The organism is Lysinibacillus sp. JK80 (assembly GCF_027557635.1).
GTDB classification, from domain to species: domain Bacteria; phylum Bacillota; class Bacilli; order Bacillales_A; family Planococcaceae; genus Lysinibacillus; species Lysinibacillus capsici.
The window spans coordinates 1,517,063-1,539,252 of the sequence record NZ_CP058997.1 but is presented as its reverse complement, the minus strand read 5'-3'; the positions used below and the strand labels follow the sequence as shown (position 1 = coordinate 1,539,252).

Sequence of the window (22,190 nt, the reverse complement as noted above, 5' to 3'; positions counted from 1 at the left end):
CTCATATGATAAAGCCATTTACCCCTCAGCTTGTTTATTTTGAGCCAGATGCCCTCCAGTATCCATTAGGTCAGGAGCTAAAAGAGAAGTTTGAGCAGATGGGAATTGAAATTCGCTATACAACTTCCCATAATCAAGTGAGAAACCTTCCTGGAGACAATGATTTTCAAAAGTATCGGGTAGCAAAATCGACCTTAGTAGTGGGTATTCGAAAAACATTAAAGTTTGATACATCTAAGCCCTCAGCAGAATATGCCATCCCATTTGCGACTGGCTGTATGGGACATTGTCATTATTGCTATTTACAAACAACTATGGGCAGCAAACCTTATATTCGGACGTATGTCAATGTCGATGAAATCCTAGAACAGGCCGATCACTATATGGCTGAACGAGCACCTGACATCACTCGCTTTGAGGCATCCTGTACTTCTGATATTGTAGGAATTGATCATCTTACCCATACCTTAAAGCGAGCCATTGAGCATTTTGGACAAAGTGAGCTAGGTCAGTTACGATTTGTAACGAAATTCCATCATGTGGATCATTTATTAGATGCCAAGCATAATGGTCGTACAAGGTTTCGTTTTAGTGTCAATGCTGATTATGTGATTAAGCACTTTGAGCCAGGTACATCACCATTGGAAAAGCGCATTGAGGCAGCGGGGAAAGTGGCAAGAGCTGGATACCCACTCGGATTTATTGTTGCGCCAATCTATCTTCATGATGGCTGGCAGGAGGGCTATTATCATATGTTTGAGCGATTGGACGCTGAATTGCCAAAGGATGTGCGCGATGACATCACCTTTGAATTTATTCAACATCGCTTTACAAAGCCTGCAAAACGAGTGATTGAAAAAAATTATCCAATGACAAAGCTAGAGCTCGACGAGACGGTAAGACGATATAAATGGGGCAAATATGGCATTGGTAAATACATTTATCAAAAAGAGGAAGAGGAAGACATTAAGGAACATTTGTATGGCTATATGCAGAAATTTTTCCCTCAAGCAAAATTAGAATATTTTACATGACAATTAGAGAGAGAACGGCTTGTTTTCTCTCTCAATTAATTGTGCGATATATGGTTCAATATATCGACGATCTTTTAAATCGTTTGGTAAATGGTAAAGAGAGAAATATTGCATTGTCTCTGATTCATTGTAATCAATCACTAAATTACCAAGCACATTTCTTGTATAGAAGACTGCTGTAACGGCGTATAATTCGTCCCCATTCGAAACTTTAAGGTAACAATCCGGACCAGAAAAAACACCTAGTAACTGTAAATCTGTGATGGCTAGTCCTGTCTCTTCTTGTACCTCTCTTTTGGCAGTATCCTCTAAGCTCTCGCCTAATTCCATTAAGCCTCCAGGGAGCCCCCAACCGCCATCATATCTTTTTTGTAGTAATATTTCGTTTTCAGTATTAAGAATGAGAACCACCGAACCAGGTAAAATAATTGGTTGGTGTCCTACATACTGTCTTAAAAATTTATAGTATTCCATAATGACACCCCTTTCTCTAAATAGTTTTAATTGGTAAATTCTTCTTAATTATGGTCTTTGTATAATCTGAAAGTCAATGGTAACGCTAACAGAGATTGTTGTGAAGAAGGAGAGAATACTTGAATGGATTCATTTCAACTAAATTGTTGGTCAGAACATGGAGAACTGAAAGTAGTGATGCTTTGTGCACCTTCACTCGTAGATGTAACGGATTTAACAATAGCAGAGCAGGTTGGTTGGAGTGATACAGTCAACCATCAGAAGGCGATGGATAATTTCATGGCATTAAAGACAACATTCGAAAACGCAGGGGTACATGTACTTGATTATGCAAGAGAACTAGCCCACGATCAGCAGCTATTAAGTGAGCAGCTCCTCAATCGTTATTTTGTGCGTGACCTAGCCTGTGTCATTGGGAATCGGCTTTTACTTGGAAATGCTGGAACCTCACTTAGAAAACCAGAGTACCCTCTTGCACATTCACTATTAGAAAAATGGTTTCCACAACAATGGAAAGCTAATTTGCAGCCGCTTCATTCCTTCGAATGTGGAGATTTGTTAATTTTAAATAAAGATGCTGTACTTATTAATCTTGGAATGAGAACTTCGATAGAAGCTATCGAAAGCTTAAAGGAAGGCATTTTTCAAGAGGGGTTTTCTGAAATTGCCATAATTGATTTACCGAAAAGCAATGATACGCTGCATTTAGATATGAATTGTAATGTTGTAAATGCGAATCTGGTTGTTGCTAAAAGCTTTGTACGCCATTTTCCTATTCAGGTGTTAACAGCTCAAAGCAGTCGTTTTGATATGGTAGAGTCATTTTTAAAGCGTCATGGTTTGGATGTTTACTGGCTGAACTCGTATAAGACCATTCCAGACATCAACTTTATTAACCTGAATCCAGAAACACTGTTGATAAGCAAGCAGGCAACACAACAACAATTATTAGCGCATCCACTGCTGAAGAATAAAAACTTGCTTGAAGTTGATGTCACGGAGCTTGAAAAAGGCGGTGGTGGCATTCGATGTATGACATTGCCATTGGTAAGAACGTAACGAAGGGTTGAGAACAAATGACTTCAAAATCAGCTAAAGGAAGTATGGCCTGGTGGCAGCTTTCGCTTCTTGGAATCGGTTGTACTTTGGGCACGGGCTTTTTTCTTGGGACAAGTATGGCCATTCATAAAAGTGGGCCTGCGGTATTAATTCCTTTTTTATTAGCGGCCATTTGTACGTATATCGTGTATGATGCACTTGTTAAAATGTCTGTGGAAAATCCAGATAAAGGCTCTTTTCGTACCTATGCCAAGCAAGCCTTTGGACGCTGGGCAGGATTTAGCAATGGCTGGGTGTACTTGATTTCTGAGCTATTAATCATGGGAAGCCAGCTGATGGCGCTCGGCATTTTTACGAAATTTTGGTTTCCGGCACTGCCCCTGTGGATTGCTGCTTCGATTTATGCTGCTATTGGTTTAGTCGTTATTCTCACAGGCATGAAGGGCTTTGAAAATTTCCAAAATATCTTCGGTGCCTTAAAGGCAGCTGCCATCATTATGTTCATTATTGTTGCAGTGGTTATCATCATGAGAGGTACACCATCTACTACAATGGCTTCACTTCAAGCTAATTATGAAGCATTTTTTTCACAAGGACTAAAAGGTATTTGGCTCGGATTACTTTATGCCTTTTATGCCTACGGAGGAATTGAAGTGATGGGTTTAATGGTCATCGATTTGAAAAATCCAAAAGAGGCGCCAAAAGCGGGGAGAATTATGCTGATCGTGATTACCGTTATTTTTATCATGGCCATCGCCCTTGCATTAGTACTCGTTTCGAGGAAAGACTTTTCGATTGATGAAAGTCCCTTTATTACAGCGCTTCAAGGACACCATATCCCTTTTGTGGCAGATATCTTTAATGGTGTGCTAATCATTGCTGGTTTTTCAACGATGGTGGCCTCGCTTTACGCGGTGATCACCATTCTCACTACACTTGCAGAGGATCATGATGCACCGGCAGTCCTTGCAAAGAAAGGAAAAATGAAAGTTCCTTTTCCAGCCTTTTTATTTTTAACGAGTGGGCTAGTAATTACGATTGTAATTGGTTTTTTGATGCCAGAAAAAATCTTCGAATATTTGATTACAGCGGCGGGTTTAATGTTGATCTATAATTGGCTTTTTATTTTAGTAACCTACTGGAAGCTCATGGAGTTAACTAAGTGGGGGCATGTAAAGAATGCTATGGGGATGTTGCTCATTGCTGTGACGGTATCTGGAACTTTAGGTGAAAAAACAAGCAGACTCGGTTTTTATGTGAGCCTGCTCTTTATAGCCTTAATCAGTGTGGCGACCTGGATTGTTGTGAAAAGGCAAAAAAACATTACGTAATGAACCGTTTTCCTGAGACATCCTTAAAAAAGGACATTTGGATGGACTATGGTTATCATCACTTAAGAAGTACTGCTTCCATTCATAACTATCTTCTTGCCCATACCATTTTAAATCTGGATGTCCTGGAACTGTGTCGTAGTCTGCAATCCGCTGACGAATGAGCTTTTTGATTTTTCGCCCAAAGGCTGTGGTGTCGTTTATATCATCGAATATCCAACGGGGTTGAATGGCCATTAATAAAGTGGAAAAATGACGACTCTTTCGCAATTTATGGGCTGGTGTTGCACAAGAGATAAAATAGGGTTCACCATGAAAGCAAAACTCCCATTCATGGTGAGTAGGCTCCATTGGTATTCCTTCAGGCCAATTCATCTCATCCAAATTGGTTAAATTATTTAATATGGACCAAAATAACTGCTGATAATCTGCTACCTCAAAGCTATCTTGCATATCGTGAGGGGTATGAAAGAACACAGTAAGAGTTGTATACTTCCCGAAAGTTCGTGATGCTTTCGTATAGTCCTTTAAGCATTGTGCTAACATTTTAATCGATTGCTCTTCCCGTGGATCCCCGACAAAACTATAGCGCAAATGGTTTGATAAAAAGCCCATTCTTGCTGGTATACACGGAAACGTATTTGCTTCATCCGCAATCGTGGCAGCAAAATCTGTATAGGCTGACCGTTGCCATAATGGAAGTGTATCAAACTGTTCTTCAATCCACTCCCGATCAAACACTACTTCCACTTGAGACTCCTCCTTCTACTCACCTTTATACTATTAAAGAAAAGACAAAGTGGTTACGAATCTGTGGTGCGTGACACTAAAGATTTTTAATGATTCAAGTCAAATTATGGCTAACCTTTTTGCGTGTAAGATGAATAATTCCATAAAGAAGAATAAGCAGTTTCGGTTTAGAAGTGATCACTCCGAGCAAGGAGATGAGCAATTTGAAGTAAAAGAGAGCGCTTCGAACCAAGAAAAGAGCGGCTTTGCATGAAAAGAGAGTGCTTCAAGCCAATAAAAGAGCGGCTTTGAATCAGAAGCGAGCACTTTAAACCAAAGCAAGAGCGGTAGCGATTGAAAAGTGATCACTTAGAGCAAAGGAAAGAGCGGTTTTGAACAAAAAATAATCACTTCGAGCAAAGAAAAGATCGGTTTTGAAAAAATGATCACTTCAAACCAAAGCAAGAGCAATTTCAGTCAAAAAAGATCTCGCCTCCTGCTTCTCCAATAGTAGCGATCACCACACCCGAAAAGCAGCATGGTCTTAGCCGTTTTGCTGTAAAACCTTTTCCTCTAAAATGGTTAGAGCATGTTGGATGTCCTTTAGATCATCCTGTGTTGCGTGTTGAATAAGCTGTAAAAAGCGTTCTTCGATACAGGCAAATGCCTCCTCCATCATTTTTTCACCCTCTTTGGATAAACGGACATACTGCTTTCTGCGGTCGGCTGTGTCGTTAAATTTTTCGATTAGCTGCCGTTCCTGCAATTTCCGAAGTTCACGGCTTGTGTTGGGTAGGGACATATGCTGACATTCACTGATTTCCGTTGGTGTGACAGGTTGGCTTACTTTAATATATTCAAGAATTTTATATTGTAGCGGTGTGATATTCGCAGTGTTAACATTTTGTGTGAGATCATGTGTCACTTGATGGATTGTGGCTGTAAATGCTACAAACTGATGAAATAAAGCGCTTTTATTCAATGGGATCACCTCTTACTGTCAAGATAACAAATAACTTGTCCTAAAACAATTATCATTTGACAACTAAAATGAAATGAATTATTATTTTGTTATCAAATGATAAGTAATGAGGAGGCGCACAATGAAAACGTTAATTGTTTATACATATCCCAACCATAAAAGTTTAAATTATGCTTTTTTACAAGAAGTGATAAAGGGGTGTCGAGAGAATCCTGCCATCGAGGAGATTCAGATACTAGATTTATATGAAGAAGAGTTCGATCCACGCTTAATTTTCCATGAACATAAACGACGTCGTGATATGTATCGGGATCCGAAAATGGAAAAATACCGCCAACAGCTCTCTTGGGCAGATCAAATTGTATTTGTTTATCCGATCTGGTGGGGGAGACCGCCAGCCATGCTGTTAGGATATATCGACCAATTATTTGCAGCAAATTTTGCTTATCGAGATACAAAGGGTTTATTTCCAGAGGGTCTTTTAAAAGGGAAAACTGTAGTCTGTGTGTCCACGATGAAGGGGCCAACCAATTATCCATTTTTATGGTTAAACAATGCACATAAAATTTTAATGAAAAGGGCGTTGTTTAAATTTGTTGGAATGAAAAAAGTGAAGTTTTTTGAGTTTGGTAATATGGAAAGTAAAAAGGGGAAGCAACAGCAAAAACTAAATAAAGTATATCGATACTTTAGTAAAGTAGCATACTAGAAAAAACAACTCATGCAGACGGGGTTAGTCGTTTGCATGAGTTGGCGTACTGTCGATGGGGACAGTAATCAAAAATCTTGTATATTCTGCTATTTGGCTTTCTACAGCAATGGTTCCATGATGCATCTCAATTATTTTTTTGACAATGGCTAGCCCTAATCCGCTACCGCCATTTCCAGCAGTTCGCGATTGATCGGCCTTATAAAACCTTTCGAAAATATGCTTTTGTTGTTCTTCGGTTAAGCCTATGCCAGTATCTTGAACCCGAACGGTTATCGTGTCGAACTGCTTTTTCATAGATAATGAGATGGTTCCATTGGTAGGTGTAAACTTAATACTGTTTGTCAGTAAATTCATCCAGACTTGATTCATCAAATCCTCATCTGCAGTGATGCTCAGGTTATCAAGATCGAGATCAAAGTCAATCTGTTTGGCTAACCAATTCGGTTCTAGTGCCAGCACAACATTGCGTAGTTGTTTATCGAGTCGATAAGTTATAGGCTCAAATGGATGATGCTGCGATTCTAAGGAAGTTAGCTTGAGTAAATTGTCGCTAATTTTTGATAGACGATTACTTTCTAATTCAATTATAGCTAGATAATGCTGACGTTTTTCTTCAGGTAGGTTAATATTTTTCAAAGCCTTGGCAAAGCCATTAATAGATGTTAAAGGTGATTGAATTTCATGGGAGACATTGGAAATGAACTCCTGACGCATTCTTTCCAGTTCACCTAACTCAACAGCCATATGATTAATACCATGAATCAATTGCCCAAATTGATCCTCCTCATCTGCTCTCAAATCCAGCTGAACATCAAAATCACCTTTTGCCATGCGGCTTAATGCATCTACAATCGTATCCCAATAGTTACGTTGTCGATTTAGTCCGATTAAAAAGATAATGGCAGCTGAACAGGCAAAGAGTGCAAACACCCCAATCACTGTTGCTAGTTGTAGCCAAAATCCATGAGGCTCAGTTCCTAACCGTCCATACAGCCATGAAGTTACATGATAGGAAATAAAAGCGAAAACGGTGTTTGCAATCAGAAACAGGCAAAAGACCAGCGCTAATCTTAACAAGAATCTTCGTTTTCTCATGTGCCTAGTTCCAAGCGGTAACCAAGACCACGAATGGTGCGAATGACAAAGCCACTCGTCTCCTGTGGAAAGCGTTCTCGTATTCTTTTGATATGGACATCAACTGTTCGTTCATCTCCCTCATAGTCGTAGCCCCAGATTTCTTCGATCAACTGTTCACGGGAAAAGGTTTTGCCAACATAGCTTGCAAGTGTAAATAATAGCTCGAACTCCTTCAAACGAAGGAGAATCGTCTCGCCGTTCATTTCCACTTCATGTGTATGGCGATTTAATTTGACATGACCAGCCTCTACAACTTGAGAAAGGGAGATACGATATCTTTTTAAAATAGACTTAACACGTACGATTAGCTCGGCAGGCTCGAATGGCTTCACAAGATAATCATCTGTCCCTAAATGAAAGCCCTTGATTTTTTGAGAGGTTTCTCCTTTAGCTGTTAGCATAAGGATTGGTAGATCTGTATTGAATGAACGTATTTCCTCACATAATGCCCAGCCATCCATGTTGGGCATCATAATATCCATCACGACCATATCGACTTTCTCAGTGTCTAATTTAGACAGTGCATCGACACCATCGATAGCCTCTATTACTTCTAAGCCCTCGTTTTGCAGAAACACTTTTACCAATTCGCGAATATGTGCATCATCATCCACGACTAATAGTTTTGTCATCTCAACAAACCCCTTTATTCTACGTCTTTAATGCGTAATTGCTGCATGGCAAACTCACGATACATAGCATGTGTTTCAAAGAGTGTTTCGTGTGTACCACAGCCTGTAATATGCCCTTTCTCAATAAACAATATTTGATCGGCATCTACCACTGTCGATAAACGGTGCGCAATGACTAGTGTTGTGCGTCCTTGCATTAAGTTGTCTAATGCTTTTTGTACATAAATTTCTGAATTACTATCTAAGCTTGATGTTGCCTCATCCAGCATTAATATTTGCGGATTACGTAAGAGCGCTCTTGCGATAGAGATACGCTGTCGTTGTCCTCCTGAAAGCTTGATGCCTCGTTCTCCAACTTCAGTATCGAACTTATCTGGAAGCTCGTTAATAAATTGATCTGCATAGGCCATTTTAGCCACTTTTTCTAGCTCATCATCTTGCACTTCACGGTCTATACCATAGCAAATATTTTCTCGAATTGTTCCTGATAGCAGGGCACTTTCCTGCGCTACATAGCCGATTTGACTGCGCCAAGAGTGGAGTGAAAAAGTTTCGATTGGTGTATCTCCTAGTGTGATACTGCCGTTCGTTGGCTGATAATATCGTTCTAGCAGTGAAAATGTGGTTGTTTTACCGCCACCACTTGGTCCAACGATGGCTGTTACTTTGCCTGGCTCAATTGTGAAGTTAATATCGGATAAAATGGGCTCCTCACCATAAGAAAAATCAACATTTTTAAGATAAATGGGTTGATCTACTTTTTCTACTGTTAAGCCTTCTTCAATATGTTCTTCTTCGTATTCAAGCAATGCACTAATTCGTTCTGTAGCACCCATGGCTTTTTGGAGCTGGGTAAAGAACATCGTTAATTGCGTCATTGGCATAATGATTTGGATTAAATATAAAATAAATGCCACCATATCGCCAGCCGTCAGCTCTCCAGAGGAAACACGGACACCACCATAGCCAATAATAGCTACAAGCACAGACATCAGAACGAATGAAATCAGCGGGGAAATCAGTGCATGAATTTTTGCTTCTTTTAAGCCAAATGTAAAGAGATTGGTAATGCCCTTTTTTCCACGCTCATATTCAATTTGCTCAGCATTTGAAGCCTTGACTAGGCGCGTTTCAGGTAAAACTTGATTTAATACAGACGTAAATTTTGCTGTTTCATCTTGCATCCCTTTTGAAATCACAAACATACGTCGCCCTAACAACATTAAGATCACCATAGCCAGTGGTACGGCAATCAGCATGACTAATGTCATTTTCCAATCTAAAAATAGAAGAATGATGATAGAACCTATAATGGAAATAACGCCAGATAAACAGTTTGCTAAATGCTCTGTTATAAGCTCTTTCACAACCCCTGTGTCATTCGTAACACGGCTCAATGTTTCGCCTGTATCATGTTCATCATAATAGGGAATTGGTAAATGCAACAGCTTTCGCCATAGCTGGTCACGTAATTTTGCCACAACATGATGTCCAACTCGATTTAAATAATAGATGGATAATCCACTGGCAATAGCCTGTGCGATAAAGGCAATACCTAGTACGATAATTTGCCAATAATTAAGCGATTCTAACGAAAAGCCATCCACTAATTGTTTTGTAAATAATGGAACAATAAACCCTACACCTGTCGTTGCTAAACTCATCACTAAAGCGATGACAAGTAGCCATATCGGTGGTTCGGCCCGTTTTACTAACTGTATAAAACGGCGCCAATCTTTTTGTTTAGACATATCATTTGATGTTTCTTGCAAAGAAATAAGCCTCCTTCATTGTCTGAAAACAATGTATTTCGTTTCTATGGCTTTACTATAGCATGCGTTTATGAACTGAATATGAAATGAATGGTCATCAAAAAAGGTGATGCGATCACCACCTTTTGATACTAGTCTGCAAATTCATCGTGGTATAAAGACTTACCAAGCAAGCGATAGATTCTTAAGGCTAGCTGGATTTGTAACAGCTCCTCATAGCTTTTTAAATCGGTTTTTAAAATTTCTTTAATCTTTTCAATCCGATAAATTAACGTATTGCGATGGATAAACATTTCCTTGGCTGTTTCACTTAGATTCATATGATTGATAAAGTAATTTTCTAATGTAAGTAGATAGCTTGTCCCATGTAATAGATCATGCTCAAAGACAGAACCCAAGCTTTCTAAGAAAAAGTCCTTTAGCTGCACTTCATTAATATTCGAATCTAAAAAATGATAAATGGAGTGATCCGCATAATGAGCCACTGCTCCACGCTCTTCGAAGCGGTGCATAAGACGGAGAGCTTCATGTGCCTCTGCAAAGCTTTTATGGACAAAACGTATATGTTTATATTCTTTGCCAATTCCCATTAAGAAAGAACTTTGCGTATGTTGCTGTACTAATAATTGGAGAATGTTTTCTGCGTATTGCTTTGTTTCATTGATCGTGAAATCTTGTTTGCTGTCTTGCTGTCCAACTAATATAATGATTTGATTGTTGCGATAAAGGCATGTAATTTCCCCATTAATTGTGCTAGAGTGCTCATAAATTAAATTCATACATTTTTTTGCAATATTATCGGTTTCGTATTTTCTAGAAATTAAATCATGCTGGTTTTGCAAATTTTCATGGCTAATAGAGATGACGATGCAATAATATTTATGGTTGATCTTTAAGCCGTGGAGATCGCATAGTGTTTGTAGCGTTTCAAGCGAAGTGATTTTTCCAGTCAATAAATCATCAAAAAACTCTTGTTTAATCTTTAGACGTACACCCTCAATTTCCTTCTGTTTTATCCTTTCTAGTGCCACAATCGTGGAGGCTTGCTCTAAAACGATGAAATCAAACTCATTCAGATCCCGTACAGTTTGCCAAATGACAATATAGCCATAAATATAGTTGGCTACTGCAACAGGAAGAATTCTACATTTTACTGCTAGATCTTCTAATTGATAGATTCGTGTAATGGATTTTTGCATTTCATTGAGATCATTCGGAATGGTATTTATAAAATCCTTTGAAAATGTTGGACGATTCTTCTTTAAATTAATGCCATAGGCAAGGGGCACAGGATTCGTATCAAGATCTGTATAATGCAGTAAATTCCAGTCATTATCTAAAAAAATAATCGGGTTATTAATTGTTTCAGCTAACTTAGAGGAAATAGATTCGATGCCTCCTCCTTCAAGCGCCACCTTAAATAGCGTATTGTGCATGTCCAAAGATTTTCTATTTAATAGATCATAACGGCCAGATGCCTTTTCATTGATAATCGAGATGACCTTGGAAAGGGTGTAATTATAAGGTAACTCTAATAACGGCAATCCATGCTGATTGGCAATATCGATCATGTTTTGAGGCGTCTTTTGTAAATAGCGTCTCATTTTAATAACCAGGCCTGCACAATTGATTTTAGAGATTTCTTGGATAATTTTATTTTGTAAGGCTTCGTCATCTTGGAAGATGTAACCAGTCGTTAACAGTAATTCATTCGGTGTCAGCCAATCAAATGCATCGGGATTTTCGATAATGTTCACAAGTGCAATTTCATTGTGAATTCCTTGCTCTCCAGCAACAATTTTAATTCCTTCAAGTGCCTTTATCTCTAATATATCTTTAATTGTTAGCAAATGATTTCACTCCTTCGCCATAATCTTATCACAAAACATTGTACATATTGCCTAAGTGATCTACATTCTTTTTGGTTTTGCTAAACAATGATATCTACGGCATAAGAGAATAAAATAAAGCTTGTAAGACGGAAATGTGAAAGTAGTAACATTCTCGCGGTTTATTTCTTTTTAGTTGAAATGAACAATAGATCAGAGAAATGGAGGAATGAAATTGGTAGATATGAATGTGGTCTCAGAATTTTTAACTGCAGCTGAAGCAGGTGATAATAACGCTCTGAAAGGTTATTTACAACAAGGTGTGGATATTAATTCTCAAAATAAGCGCAAACGTACAGCAATTTTACTTGCTGCGATGAATGATCAATTAGAAACAGTAAAATTTTTAATTCAGGAAGGGGCAGATATTGACCTTCAAGATCAAATTTGTTTAAACCCATTTTTGTATGGATGTATAAATGGAAAGTTCGAGCTTGTGAAAATAATGCTACAAGCAAACACAGATTTAGAGCGTTTAACACGCTTTGGCGGTGTAGGGATTCATCCAGCAAGTGAGAAGGGCTTTGTTGAGGTAGTTCGTGAACTTGTAACGACTACAGACATCAATGTCAACCATACAAATATTTGTGGATGGACACCATTGATTGAAGCCATTCTCCTCAATGATGGGGGAGAAAAGCAACAAGAAATAGTTCGTCTATTAGTAGAACATGGAGCAGATACACAATTAGTGGATCAATATGGTGTGACACCATTAACAATGGCTAAAGAAAAAGGATTTACTGAAATTGAAAAAATTCTACTAGAAGCAGGAGCGAAATAGTAGTACTCCTACGACATAAAGAGGTGTACATATGATACATGCCAAATTGGGTGATGATTATTTCCTGCAGCAAATAGTGGCGACGTTTACGGGAACGGTTCATAGCGTGTTTAAACATGCCTTAAATATACGGAGTGATGGTAATGATGAAATTTTTACACTTGCTACGAAGGCAATGGATCGGGCACCCAATACACTTGTCATTGATCTTGATACATTGGATCACCTGGGCATTCAGCAACATGACAGGGTATCGGTTCGCCATAATCAACTATTAATAGAAGAAAAATTAATAATAGCGATCCCAACCGCCTCTCGTTGGCAATGTCAGCTACCTATTTATCCAGCAAATTGTACACGCTTAAAAATGAATATGATCCGTGTAAAACAATTCATTGATTTACATGGGAAAGGCGGCGGCATAAAACGTAATGATTCTCCCGTCAGTGAATTTGAAGCGGAGACATCGAGATTATTACAGCAGCGTACAACTTTACTTTATGAGGAAATATTGAATCAACGTTTGGATCGTTTTCAGGCATATGCTGCTGATTTAGTAGGCTTAGGGCCAGGGCTCACACCATCAGGGGATGATTTTTTAGTAGGCTTATTTGCTATCATTCACTTACAAAATAGCCCGTGTTCTATGTATAAACCTTTGTGTGAAAGCGTCATCAAAGTGATTCAGCCTTTGACCAATGAGATTAGCTTTACAACATTGAAGAAGGCAGCATATGGACAAGTAAGGGAGTCCATCTGTTCATTCATACACGCCATTTTATATGGCACAGAAGTGGAATCCATTGAGGCTCTGAGAAAGGTGCTTGCTATTGGCTCTTCCTCAGGAACAGATATTGCCTTAGGACTGATAAGTGGCTTAGAAGCCAATATAAAATTAGGAGGATAATGATGAGTATTAAAGTCGTAATTAAGCGCAACACATATTTTGATTCAGTGTCATTGATGTCACTATCTACAAAAGCGAATCAAATTGAAGGCGTCGAGCAAGCAATTATTGGTATGGGTACGGAGATGAACAAAGGAGTCATTCGTAACGTTGGTTTGATGACGCCAGAAGTGGAGGAAGCAACAGCAGGGGACTTAATGATTATTGTTAAAACTGCTAATGCGGATCAAACAGAAAGCGCTTACCTAGCAGTGGAAGAATTACTAACAAATAAAGATAAAGCACAAGCAAAAAGTGATATTAAATATGCAACGATTGATTCGGCTGCACAAGGAATTCCTGATGCAAACTTTGCGGTCATTTCTGTCAATGGGGCATTTGCCGTTCGCGAAGCACGCAAAGCACTTGAAAATGATCTACACGTGATGCTGTTCAGTGATAATGTGAGCGTTGAAGACGAAGTAGAATTAAAAACTTTAGCACATGAAAAAGGCTTATTAATGATGGGACCAGACTGTGGTACCGCTATTATTGGTAATACAGGACTTTGCTTTGCAAACGCTGTAAGAAAAGGCAATATCGGTATCGTAGCGGCATCTGGTACAGGTAGCCAAGAAGTAAGTGTTCGCATTCATGACTTCGGTGGTGGTATCACACAACTGATCGGTACTGGCGGAAGAGATTTAAGTAAAGAAGTGGGCGGTATGATGATGCTTGATGGTATCAAAGCACTAGATGCCGATGAAGCGACTAAAGTGATTGTACTTGTATCGAAGCCACCTGAAGCAAGTGTTGAGAAAAAAGTACTCGCACAAATTAAAGAATGCAGCAAACCGGTAGTGGTTTATTTTATAGGTGGTAATGAAGAGGCTGTAGTCGCAGCTGGTGGACAATTTGCTAAAACATCGAAAGAAGCAGCCTTAAAGGCAGTCTTACTAGCAGGTATTGATGAAGCTGGTATTAACAAACGTGCGCTTAACATTCCATTAGTTGAAGAGGTTCGTGCAAAATTAGCGCCAGAGCAAAAATACATTCGTGGGTTATTCTGTGGCGGTACGCTTTGTGATGAATCTATGTATCTAGCTATGGAAAAATTGGATAATATTTACAGTAACATCCAAAAAAATCATGATTTCTTATTGAAAGATATCAATGTGAGTCAGGAACATACATTCATTGACTTCGGTGATGATGATTTTACAAATGGTAAACCACATCCAATGATCGATCCGTCTTCTCGCATTGAGCGCTTCTTACAAGAAGCAAAAGATCCGACAGTTGGTGTCATTGTGATGGACTTCGTATTAGGCTTTGGCTCTCACGAAGACCCAGTGGGTGTAATGCTTCCAGCCATCATTGAAGCTAAACAATTTGCTGAAAAAGAAGGTAGACATTTAGAGATCATTGGGTATGTCCTTGGAACAGACTTAGATACGCCAAACATAGATGAGCAAGTGGAAAAATTAGTCGATGCAGGTGTTACACATGCAAGCAGTAGTACAAATGCAGGATTACTTGCTAGAGAAATGGTGTTGAAAGGAGAAAATCATGAGTAAGATCAATGAACTTTTCACAAGTAAAATTAACGTAATTAACGTAGGTATTGAACTTTTTAAGGATGATATATTAGCACAAAATGCAAGTGCTACACACCTAGAGTGGTCACCACCGGGTGGAGGTAAGCCAGAAATTATTGCATCACTAAACAAAATCGATAAAGCAGAACTTGCTGAAAAAATCGAAGCAGCAAATCGTCTTGCGGTGGAAAAAATTGTGAACTCTCAACCCGTGTTGATTGGTTTCGATCAAGCCATCAATGTTGTACCTGGCATGACGAAAAAAACAATTTTACACGCAGGGCCACCCATTACTTGGGAAGATATGAATGGCCCAATGAAGGGCGCTGTGATGGGTGCTCTTGTATTCGAAGGATTAGCAAAAGATTTAGAAGAAGCAGCAGAGGTAGCGGCTTCTGGAGATATTACATTCTCACCTTGCCATGAGCATAATGCAGTTGGTTCAATGGCTGGGGTAACATCTGCTTCGATGTTTATGCACATCGTTGAAAATAAAACGTATGGCAATATCGCCTATACAAATTTAAGTGAGCAAATGGCAAAAATCTTACGTATGGGTGCCAACGATGACAGCGTTGTCGAGCGATTAATATGGATGCGTGATGTGTTAGGGCCAATTTTACGTGATGCAATGAAATTAAATAAAGACGGCATCGATCTACGATTAATGCTTGCACAAGCGCTCCACATGGGTGACGAATGTCATAACCGTAATAATGCAGGTACAAGCTTATTAATTCAAGCATTGACACCATATATCTTAGAAACAGATTATCCTGTTGAACAGAAGCGAGCAGTATTTGATTTCGTGGCAAGTAGTGATTATTTCTCAGGTCCTACATGGATGGCATGCTGTAAATGTGCATTAGATGCTGCACATGGAATCGAATATAGTACTGTCGTGACAACAATGGCACGTAACGGTGTAGAATTTGGTGTTCGTATTAGTGGCATGCCAGGTAATACATGGTTTACTGGCCCAGCACAAAAAGTAATCGGACCGATGTTTGCTGGCTACAAACCAGAGGATTCAGGTCTTGATATAGGGGATAGTGCTATTACAGAAACTTACGGTATTGGTGGTTTCGCAATGGCTACTGCACCAGCAATCGTTGCTTTAGTAGGTGGAACAGTGGATGAAGCAATTGGTTATTCTCGTAAAATGAAAGAAATTACGACGACAGAAAACCAAAATATTACTATTCCATTATTAAACTTCATGGGAATTCCTACTGGTATTGATATTCGCAAAGTCATCCAATCAGGTATTCTTCCAATTATTAATACAGCTATCGCACATAAAGAGGCTGGAATCGGTATGATTGGTGCTGGTATTACAAATCCTCCAATGGAAGCTTTTGAAAAAGCATTAATTACAATTAGTGAGAAGTGGGCTTAAGCCCACTTCCTATAAGTAGGAGGAGCTTTCTATGGAACACGCAAAAATTGAACAGTCCAATCAAGATTATAGAGCACTTGGCTATTCGGAAGAACTTTTACCAAAAGGGCCTCAGGAAAGAGACTGGGGAATCTTTAACTACATTACCGTGTGGATGGGCGCAGTTCACAATATTATGTCTTATATGACGGTTGCAGGGTTTTTTGTCTTAGGATTATCAGTTAATCAAGTTTTCTTAGCCATTATGCTTTCAGCAGTAATCGTCTCAGCAGGCTATTGCTTAAATGGATATTCCGCCTCTAAATATGGCATTCCATTTGCCATATTACTAAGAGATTCATTTGGAGTAAAAGGCTCTATTATTCCGGCGTTATGTCGAGGGTTGATTGCTGGGGTTGTATTCTTTGGTACGACGACCGTTGTGGGCGCTCAATCCCTTAATGTATTATTTGCAAGATTCATTCCGAACTATATGTCTATTGGTGGAGACTTCACTATTTTTGGCTTAGATGTTCCGACTATGATTTCTTATATTATTTTATGGGTAATTACAGTTTTACTTTTTTTAGGTGGCATGGATATGCTAACAGTCTTCGGTAAATACTCATCACCGATTGTTTATATTTTCATTATTGGCGCAGCGATTTGGGCAATTAATATTGCTGGAGGAATTGGACCAATTTTAGAATATAAGCCTTCTACAACGATGGAAAGTCCATTGGTCTTTATTGCATGTGTTAGCGCATTGGTGTCTAACTGGGCTGGTCCAATTGTAAATATTGCAGATTTTACGCAAAGAGCTAAATCGCCAAAAGCAATGATCTATGGCTTATCCATCGGTATGATCGGCTCGTATCTATTATTTGCGATTACTTGTATTAGTTTAATAGCAGGGACAGAAATTGCTTTTGGGCAACCAATTTTTAATATTGTAGATGCTATTGATAAAATTCAAAATCCCTTTTCAGTAATTGTATTAATTTTAGCTTTAAATGTAGGCGCAACAGCTTTTGTAGTTTTTGGTAATTTATTACCATCTGGATTGCAAATGACAACTTTATTCCCTAAAGTATTTACGGTCAAAACAGCAGGTATTTTAACAGCGATTATTGGCACAGTCATTTTGCCTTGGAAACTAGTATCGAGTACAGAAACGTTATTTTTCTTTTATAGTTTTATAGGCTCTATGTTTGGACCGATTGCAGGTATTATGTTGTCTAGCTTCTTTATCGAGCGTAAAAGGCGTTTAGATTTATCTATGATTTATGTGGAAGAAGGTCATAATGGAGCTTATAAATCTGGCTATAACATCGTAGCATGTATCGTTCTATTAATAAGCTTCCTCTTACCAATGTCAGGTGCTTTCCTGAAAAGTGTGCCGTTTTTAGTACAGCTAAATAACTTTGCTTTCTTTAGCGGACTGATCGTGTCATTCATTTTATATACGCTGTTATATAAATTTAATCAGCAAAATGTTCAAAATAGTGTAGAAAAAGAAGTAGGGGTGTAGTTGTGAATAAATTAGTAATTGTAGCAATCGGCGGTAACTCGTTGGTAAAGGATAGTGGAAGTGAATCTATTCAAAGTCAGCAAGAGGCAGTTGCTCAAACTGTCGAGCATATCGCGGATATGATTCAGGAAGGTTATAAAGTGGTTGTCACACACGGCAATGGTCCACAAGTTGGTTTCACTTTACAACGAAGTGAAATTGCTAATGAAGTATCAGGCATGCCAGCAATTCCGTTAGTAAACTGTGTGGCTGACACACAAGGTGGAATTGGCTATTTAATTCAACAAGCATTAATTAACGAACTGACTAAACGTCAAATTAATAAAAAGGTAGTCAGTGTGATTACACAAGTTGAAATCAATGAACATGATCCCAACTTTATTAACCCTACAAAGCCAGTTGGTTCATTCTTTACAAAGGAGCAAGCGGAGGCGATGCTAGTAGAGCATCCAGATTGGAAAATGGTAGAGGATTCTGGCCGTGGCTACCGTCGCGTTGTGCCTTCACCAAAACCAATCGATATCGTGGAAAAAGAGGCGATTAAATCATTAATTGATAATGATTATGTCGTGATCGCTGTAGGCGGTGGTGGAATTCCAGTTGTGAAAAAAGAAAACAATGTCTATGAGGGTGTAGATGCAGTCATTGACAAAGACTTTGCAACAAGTCTATTAGCGGCACAAGTAAATGCGGATTCATTAATTATTACAACGGGTGTTCCGCGTGTGTTTATTAACTTTGGAAAACCTGAACAACAAGCACTTGAAGAAATTACTGTTGAGGAAACAAAGCAGCATGTTCAAGATAATCAGTTCCCGCCAGGAAGTATGCTACCAAAAATCGAAGCCAGCTTAAGCTTCTTAGAAAATGGTGGTCATCGAGTAATTATTACAAACCCTGAAAGTCTGAAAGAAGCGATCAATAATCAGGCTGGTACTCATATTATTAACTAGGAGGAATCACGGTATGGATTATATTCAACTAGCTGTTGACAAAACAAAAGAAGGCATCGATCAAAATATTGGTGGACCATTTGGTGCAACCATTGTAAGAGGTGATGAAATCATCGCTGTTGTTGGCAATACAATGATGCGTGATACAGACATCACTGCACATGCAGAAATAGTAGCCATTCGTGAAGCCTCTAAAAAGCTTGGCACAATGGATTTATCCGATTGTGTCATCTACGCTACTTGCGAACCATGTCCAATGTGTGTGGGCGCTATTATTTGGTCGGGTATTAAAGAAGTTCATTATTGTAATACAGCAGAAGATGCTCATGTACATGGCTTCTCTGATATGCATCTACGTGATTACTTAACGGGTAAAGATAAAAGTGTCCTGAACATGCAAAAAATTGAAACGACTGAAGAATGTGATGCATTGTTCCATCATTTCAATGACAAAATGGCTAATAGTAAATAGATTAGAGCAGTCATATACTGCTTAAGTCTTTCCAGTGAATTAGAGTAGGGATCTCGTTATGGAGAATCCCTTTTCTAATTTTCAACCAAAAAGGTGTAAAATAGATACTATGACAAGCGTACATTTGGTCTGATTTTCATCTTCGTAATTCTTCAAAAGGAGCTGTTTACATGATCTATAAAGAACGTTATCAACAATTACTAGATAAAATGAATCAATATAATTCAGGCGAAAAAGGGATTACGAGAGTTGCCTATACGAATGAAGAACAGGCTTGTTTACATGCCTTTATTCGTTTATGTAAAGATGAAAATCTTCAAATTCATATTGACCATTGTGGAAATCTTATTGCTCGAAGAGAAGGCAGTGTGCCAGGATTGCAGCCTGTTGTCATGGGATCCCATTTAGATACTGTCTATCAAGGCGGTAAATATGATGGCGTTGTAGGGGTAACCGCTGCCCTAGAGGTCATCAAGCGATTAAACGAGCGATCTATTGTGACAGAGCATCCAATTGAAATTATCGCCTTTGCCTGTGAGGAGTCTTCAAGATTCGGTGTGTCAACAGTAGGCAGTAAAGCAATGGCAGGATTAATTGATAAAGAAAAATATCGCCATTTAGTCGATCGAGATGGTATTACGATGGAGCAGGCTTTTGCTCATTGTGGACTTGATTTTAGTAGTGTTGATCAAGCGACAAGAGTAAAGGAAGGATTCCATGCCTTTTTCGAATTGCATATTGAACAGGGACCACTGCTAATTAACTATGAAAAGAAAATTGGTATTGTCACAGGGGTAGCAGCACCAGTTCGCTTATTAATGAAGTTAAATGGAAAAGCGTCCCATTCAGGCACGACTCCAATGAATATGAGAAAGGACGCTCTTTTAGGAGCATCCGAATTGGCATTAGAATTAGAAAAAGCGGCGATAGCAGAGCAGGAGTTTGGCACTGTGGCAACTGTTGGAATACTAGAGGTTGTGGCAGGCTCGATGAACGTAGTTCCAGGTGAAGTGGAGTTAACTGTAGATATCCGATCATCCTCTGTGGAATCGAGAGAACGTGTGCTTCAGCATTTATATACGGTTATTGCAAACGTTCAACAAAAGAGGCAGCTTGCGATTGAATACAATGTCATTAGCTCAGAGGATCCTGTCCTGCTTTCTCCAAAGCTAATGCAAGATTTAGAAACAATTTGTGTAGAGAAGAAACTATCCTATCAATATATGCAAAGTGGAGCAGGTCACGATTCTATGAATATGACAAGGCTCGGACCAGTTGGCCTTATTTTTATTCCTTCAGTGGATGGTTTAAGTCACCATCCAGATGAACATACGGAGCTAGAAGATATATTAATAGGAATCGATGTTTTAGAGGCAGTTGTGCTAAGATATGCTTCAGTCAGCTAATTAGCAATCATCAGTTGAAGACGCTACATGTATGGCCAGTGTCATCCCGTGAAGGCAATACAACAAAGGCACAAAATCGATTCCATCATTAAAAGACGACCTTCCTTGTTAGAAAGTCGTCTTTTTCATGTGAATATGATGCATTTGCGGTTGCTTTTGGTTTCCAATTTTTAGTTGAATCAGAATCATCACAAGGACGATGATGATCATGCCAATAATAGCAGTTGTAAAATTGCCTGTGAAATCTCGAACAAGACCGACAAAGAAGGGGCCCAATGCAGCAAATACAAAGCCAACTGATTGTGTCATAGCAGCTAAGAAGCTAGCCTCGTGAATATCTTTGGCCTCATCAATTGGTAATGTTAGCCCTAATGAGAAAAGCCCACCTGCACCAAGGCCAATCAGAATACTGCTCAGCCAAGGATTATAAGAAAACAGTAGCATCAATAAACCAATTAACTCTAATGATGAACTACCTACTAGCCATACGGCTCGATGCTGAAAACGGTTATTTAATATAGGCACTAAAAATGTAGCTGGCATTTGGGCAATTGTTAATAGTGTCAGCATCATTCCAGCGTCGTGTTTGCTATAGCCTAAATTTTCTGCGATGGGAGGTAACCAAGCCATGATGGTATAAAACATGAAGGCCATTAAACCAAAAAAGCCTGTTAAAAGCCAAGCCTTTTGATTCATTAACATTTGCTTCACACTGTTGCTCTTACTAGGTGAATTTGTGACTGATGCAGTAACTGCTTTTTGTTCAATTGGCTTCCACCAAAAGAATAAAGCGATTAAAGCAAGAATAGCCCAGGAGGCAGAAGAAGCTTGCCATGAATGAAAAAAATTGCTTAGTGGAATAGAAAGTCCAGAGCCAAGTGCAGCTCCTACTACAAGTGCTAGCGAGTAAATCCCCACTACACGGGAAGGGTTCGCAAATTTCTCCTTAATATAGCCCGATAACAGTGGTCCTACGATGGCAATGCCAATGCCTGATAACAAGGCTGTTACTAGCATGACCCAAGCAGTATTAGCAAAATATCTGGTAGCTGTTGCTAGTCCAATAAGAATAAGAGCGTAAGCGATAGTTCGCTCGATGCTCCAACGATTAGCTAGTTTGATTGCGAAAGGTGCAAATAAGCCCATACATAGCACAGCTAAAGAAGTTAGCAAACTAGCAGTAGCTGCGCTCATATGTAAAGTCTGGCGAATAGTTCCTAATAAGGGGGACACCGAAGTAATGACAGGCCGTAAATTAAAAGAAGCTAAAATAATGGCAATAATTGGTACAATTTTGTGTTTTATATTCATTGTCTTTCCTCTCCGTCCTATCAAATAAATAGTAAGCCTAAATTGAAGTCTATCTGAATTAGAATGATTGAACAATACTATTATTACTATTACAATGATAGTTAGAAACTATGATAGGGC

The 22,190-nt window shown here is 38.9% G+C and carries 20 protein-coding genes; 12 read left to right on the top strand and 8 right to left on the bottom strand.

Features of this window, described 5'->3' with window-relative positions; translation table 11 throughout:
* The first annotated feature begins 5 nt into the window (after positions 1–5).
* On the top strand, positions 6–1,034 hold the full coding sequence (gene splB / locus HXV90_RS08200; protein ID WP_112117699.1) for a spore photoproduct lyase: 1,029 nt from the start codon (positions 6–8) through the stop codon (positions 1,032–1,034).
* 3 nt (positions 1,035–1,037) lie between these two features.
* Here splB and HXV90_RS08195 read toward each other — a convergent pair whose 3' ends face one another.
* The gene (locus tag HXV90_RS08195; protein ID WP_269898788.1) at positions 1,038–1,508 is read right to left on the bottom strand and encodes an NUDIX hydrolase; all 471 of its coding nucleotides are present in this window, start codon (positions 1,506–1,508) and stop codon (positions 1,038–1,040) included.
* 123 nt (positions 1,509–1,631) lie between these two features.
* Here HXV90_RS08195 and HXV90_RS08190 point away from each other — a divergent pair, with 123 nt between their 5' ends.
* Together HXV90_RS08190 and HXV90_RS08185 are read left to right on the top strand one after the other, a co-directional pair.
* A complete protein-coding gene (locus HXV90_RS08190; protein WP_048389934.1) occupies positions 1,632–2,567 on the top strand; it encodes an arginine deiminase family protein in 936 nt (311 codons plus the stop codon).
* A gap of 17 nt (positions 2,568–2,584) precedes the next feature.
* Positions 2,585–3,898 carry an amino acid permease gene (locus HXV90_RS08185; RefSeq protein WP_269898787.1) on the top strand — a complete coding sequence of 438 codons (1,314 nt, stop codon included), beginning with the start codon at positions 2,585–2,587 and terminating at the stop codon, positions 3,896–3,898.
* Here the strand turns inward: HXV90_RS08185 and HXV90_RS08180 are convergent.
* A complete protein-coding gene (locus tag HXV90_RS08180) occupies positions 3,845–4,648 on the bottom strand; it encodes a YqcI/YcgG family protein (RefSeq protein ID WP_016994316.1) in 804 nt (267 codons plus the stop codon). The two genes, HXV90_RS08185 and HXV90_RS08180, sit on opposite strands and share 54 nt — an antisense overlap.
* A gap of 523 nt (positions 4,649–5,171) precedes the next feature.
* Positions 5,172–5,609 carry a MarR family winged helix-turn-helix transcriptional regulator gene (locus tag HXV90_RS08175; protein WP_016994314.1) on the bottom strand — a complete coding sequence of 146 codons (438 nt, stop codon included), beginning with the start codon at positions 5,607–5,609 and terminating at the stop codon, positions 5,172–5,174.
* Positions 5,610–5,730: 121 nt separating this feature from the next.
* Between HXV90_RS08175 and HXV90_RS08170 the strand changes: the two genes are divergently transcribed.
* Entirely contained in the window at positions 5,731–6,318 is a 588-nt protein-coding gene (locus HXV90_RS08170) for an NAD(P)H-dependent oxidoreductase (RefSeq protein WP_269898786.1), read from the top strand.
* 24 nt (positions 6,319–6,342) lie between these two features.
* On the opposite strand, the gene HXV90_RS08165 is transcribed toward HXV90_RS08170, so the two are convergent.
* The 4 genes from HXV90_RS08165 to HXV90_RS08150 all read right to left on the bottom strand — a co-directional run bounded on the left by HXV90_RS08165 (position 6,343) and on the right by HXV90_RS08150 (position 11,712).
* Positions 6,343–7,416: a sensor histidine kinase gene (locus HXV90_RS08165; RefSeq protein ID WP_269898785.1), complete on the bottom strand. Its 1,074-nt coding sequence runs from the start codon at positions 7,414–7,416 to the stop codon at positions 6,343–6,345.
* Complete coding sequence (locus tag HXV90_RS08160) at positions 7,413–8,090, bottom strand: response regulator transcription factor (protein WP_103117749.1); 678 nt, start codon at positions 8,088–8,090, stop codon at positions 7,413–7,415. The genes HXV90_RS08165 and HXV90_RS08160 overlap by 4 nt, the downstream gene beginning before the upstream one ends.
* A 14-nt stretch (positions 8,091–8,104) precedes the next feature.
* Positions 8,105–9,862 (bottom strand): ABC transporter ATP-binding protein, encoded by a 1,758-nt coding sequence (locus HXV90_RS08155; RefSeq protein ID WP_269898784.1) that lies wholly within the window; start codon positions 9,860–9,862, stop codon positions 8,105–8,107.
* 131 nt (positions 9,863–9,993) lie between these two features.
* Entirely contained in the window at positions 9,994–11,712 is a 1,719-nt protein-coding gene (locus HXV90_RS08150) for a PucR family transcriptional regulator (RefSeq protein ID WP_269898783.1), read from the bottom strand.
* A gap of 214 nt (positions 11,713–11,926) precedes the next feature.
* Between HXV90_RS08150 and HXV90_RS08145 the strand changes: the two genes are divergently transcribed.
* The 8 genes from HXV90_RS08145 (at position 11,927) to HXV90_RS08110 (ending at position 20,759) form a co-directional block, all read left to right on the top strand.
* Entirely contained in the window at positions 11,927–12,535 is a 609-nt protein-coding gene (locus HXV90_RS08145) for an ankyrin repeat domain-containing protein (protein WP_333474122.1), read from the top strand.
* A gap of 31 nt (positions 12,536–12,566) precedes the next feature.
* Positions 12,567–13,442, top strand: a complete 876-nt coding sequence (locus HXV90_RS08140; protein WP_048389949.1) for an oxamate carbamoyltransferase subunit AllH family protein — start codon at positions 12,567–12,569, stop codon at positions 13,440–13,442.
* 2 nt (positions 13,443–13,444) lie between these two features.
* Positions 13,445–14,998: an acyl-CoA synthetase FdrA gene (gene fdrA, locus HXV90_RS08135; protein WP_269898781.1), complete on the top strand. Its 1,554-nt coding sequence runs from the start codon at positions 13,445–13,447 to the stop codon at positions 14,996–14,998.
* Complete coding sequence (locus HXV90_RS08130; protein WP_269898780.1) at positions 14,991–16,418, top strand: YlbE family protein; 1,428 nt, start codon at positions 14,991–14,993, stop codon at positions 16,416–16,418. Before fdrA ends, HXV90_RS08130 begins: the two co-directional genes overlap by 8 nt.
* A gap of 31 nt (positions 16,419–16,449) precedes the next feature.
* Positions 16,450–17,928 (top strand): cytosine permease, encoded by a 1,479-nt coding sequence (locus HXV90_RS08125; RefSeq protein WP_112117710.1) that lies wholly within the window; start codon positions 16,450–16,452, stop codon positions 17,926–17,928.
* 2 nt (positions 17,929–17,930) lie between these two features.
* Positions 17,931–18,881 carry a carbamate kinase gene (arcC, locus tag HXV90_RS08120; RefSeq protein ID WP_048389956.1) on the top strand — a complete coding sequence of 317 codons (951 nt, stop codon included), beginning with the start codon at positions 17,931–17,933 and terminating at the stop codon, positions 18,879–18,881.
* Positions 18,882–18,894: 13 nt separating this feature from the next.
* The gene (locus tag HXV90_RS08115; RefSeq protein ID WP_054550759.1) at positions 18,895–19,353 is read left to right on the top strand and encodes a nucleoside deaminase; all 459 of its coding nucleotides are present in this window, start codon (positions 18,895–18,897) and stop codon (positions 19,351–19,353) included.
* Positions 19,354–19,523: 170 nt separating this feature from the next.
* Complete coding sequence (locus tag HXV90_RS08110) at positions 19,524–20,759, top strand: Zn-dependent hydrolase (RefSeq protein ID WP_269898779.1); 1,236 nt, start codon at positions 19,524–19,526, stop codon at positions 20,757–20,759.
* 108 nt (positions 20,760–20,867) lie between these two features.
* Here the strand turns inward: HXV90_RS08110 and HXV90_RS08105 are convergent, their stop codons facing one another.
* Positions 20,868–22,070, bottom strand: a complete 1,203-nt coding sequence (locus tag HXV90_RS08105; protein ID WP_115673415.1) for an MFS transporter — start codon at positions 22,068–22,070, stop codon at positions 20,868–20,870.
* Positions 22,071–22,190 lie beyond the last annotated feature (120 nt).

Coding starts and splice junctions, on each gene's coding strand:
- splB (WP_112117699.1), top strand. CDS start 6: ATGATAAAGCCATTTACCCCTCAGCTTGTTTATTTTGAGCCAGATGCC.
- HXV90_RS08195 (WP_269898788.1), bottom strand. CDS start 1,508: ATGGAATACTATAAATTTTTAAGACAGTATGTAGGACACCAACCAATT.
- HXV90_RS08190 (WP_048389934.1), top strand. CDS start 1,632: ATGGATTCATTTCAACTAAATTGTTGGTCAGAACATGGAGAACTGAAA.
- HXV90_RS08185 (WP_269898787.1), top strand. CDS start 2,585: ATGACTTCAAAATCAGCTAAAGGAAGTATGGCCTGGTGGCAGCTTTCG.
- HXV90_RS08170 (WP_269898786.1), top strand. CDS start 5,731: ATGAAAACGTTAATTGTTTATACATATCCCAACCATAAAAGTTTAAAT.
- HXV90_RS08165 (WP_269898785.1), bottom strand. CDS start 7,416: ATGAGAAAACGAAGATTCTTGTTAAGATTAGCGCTGGTCTTTTGCCTG.
- HXV90_RS08160 (WP_103117749.1), bottom strand. CDS start 8,090: ATGACAAAACTATTAGTCGTGGATGATGATGCACATATTCGCGAATTG.
- HXV90_RS08140 (WP_048389949.1), top strand. CDS start 12,567: ATGATACATGCCAAATTGGGTGATGATTATTTCCTGCAGCAAATAGTG.
- fdrA (WP_269898781.1), top strand. CDS start 13,445: ATGAGTATTAAAGTCGTAATTAAGCGCAACACATATTTTGATTCAGTG.
- HXV90_RS08130 (WP_269898780.1), top strand. CDS start 14,991: ATGAGTAAGATCAATGAACTTTTCACAAGTAAAATTAACGTAATTAAC.
- HXV90_RS08125 (WP_112117710.1), top strand. CDS start 16,450: ATGGAACACGCAAAAATTGAACAGTCCAATCAAGATTATAGAGCACTT.
- HXV90_RS08115 (WP_054550759.1), top strand. CDS start 18,895: ATGGATTATATTCAACTAGCTGTTGACAAAACAAAAGAAGGCATCGAT.
- HXV90_RS08110 (WP_269898779.1), top strand. CDS start 19,524: ATGATCTATAAAGAACGTTATCAACAATTACTAGATAAAATGAATCAA.
- HXV90_RS08105 (WP_115673415.1), bottom strand. CDS start 22,070: ATGAATATAAAACACAAAATTGTACCAATTATTGCCATTATTTTAGCT.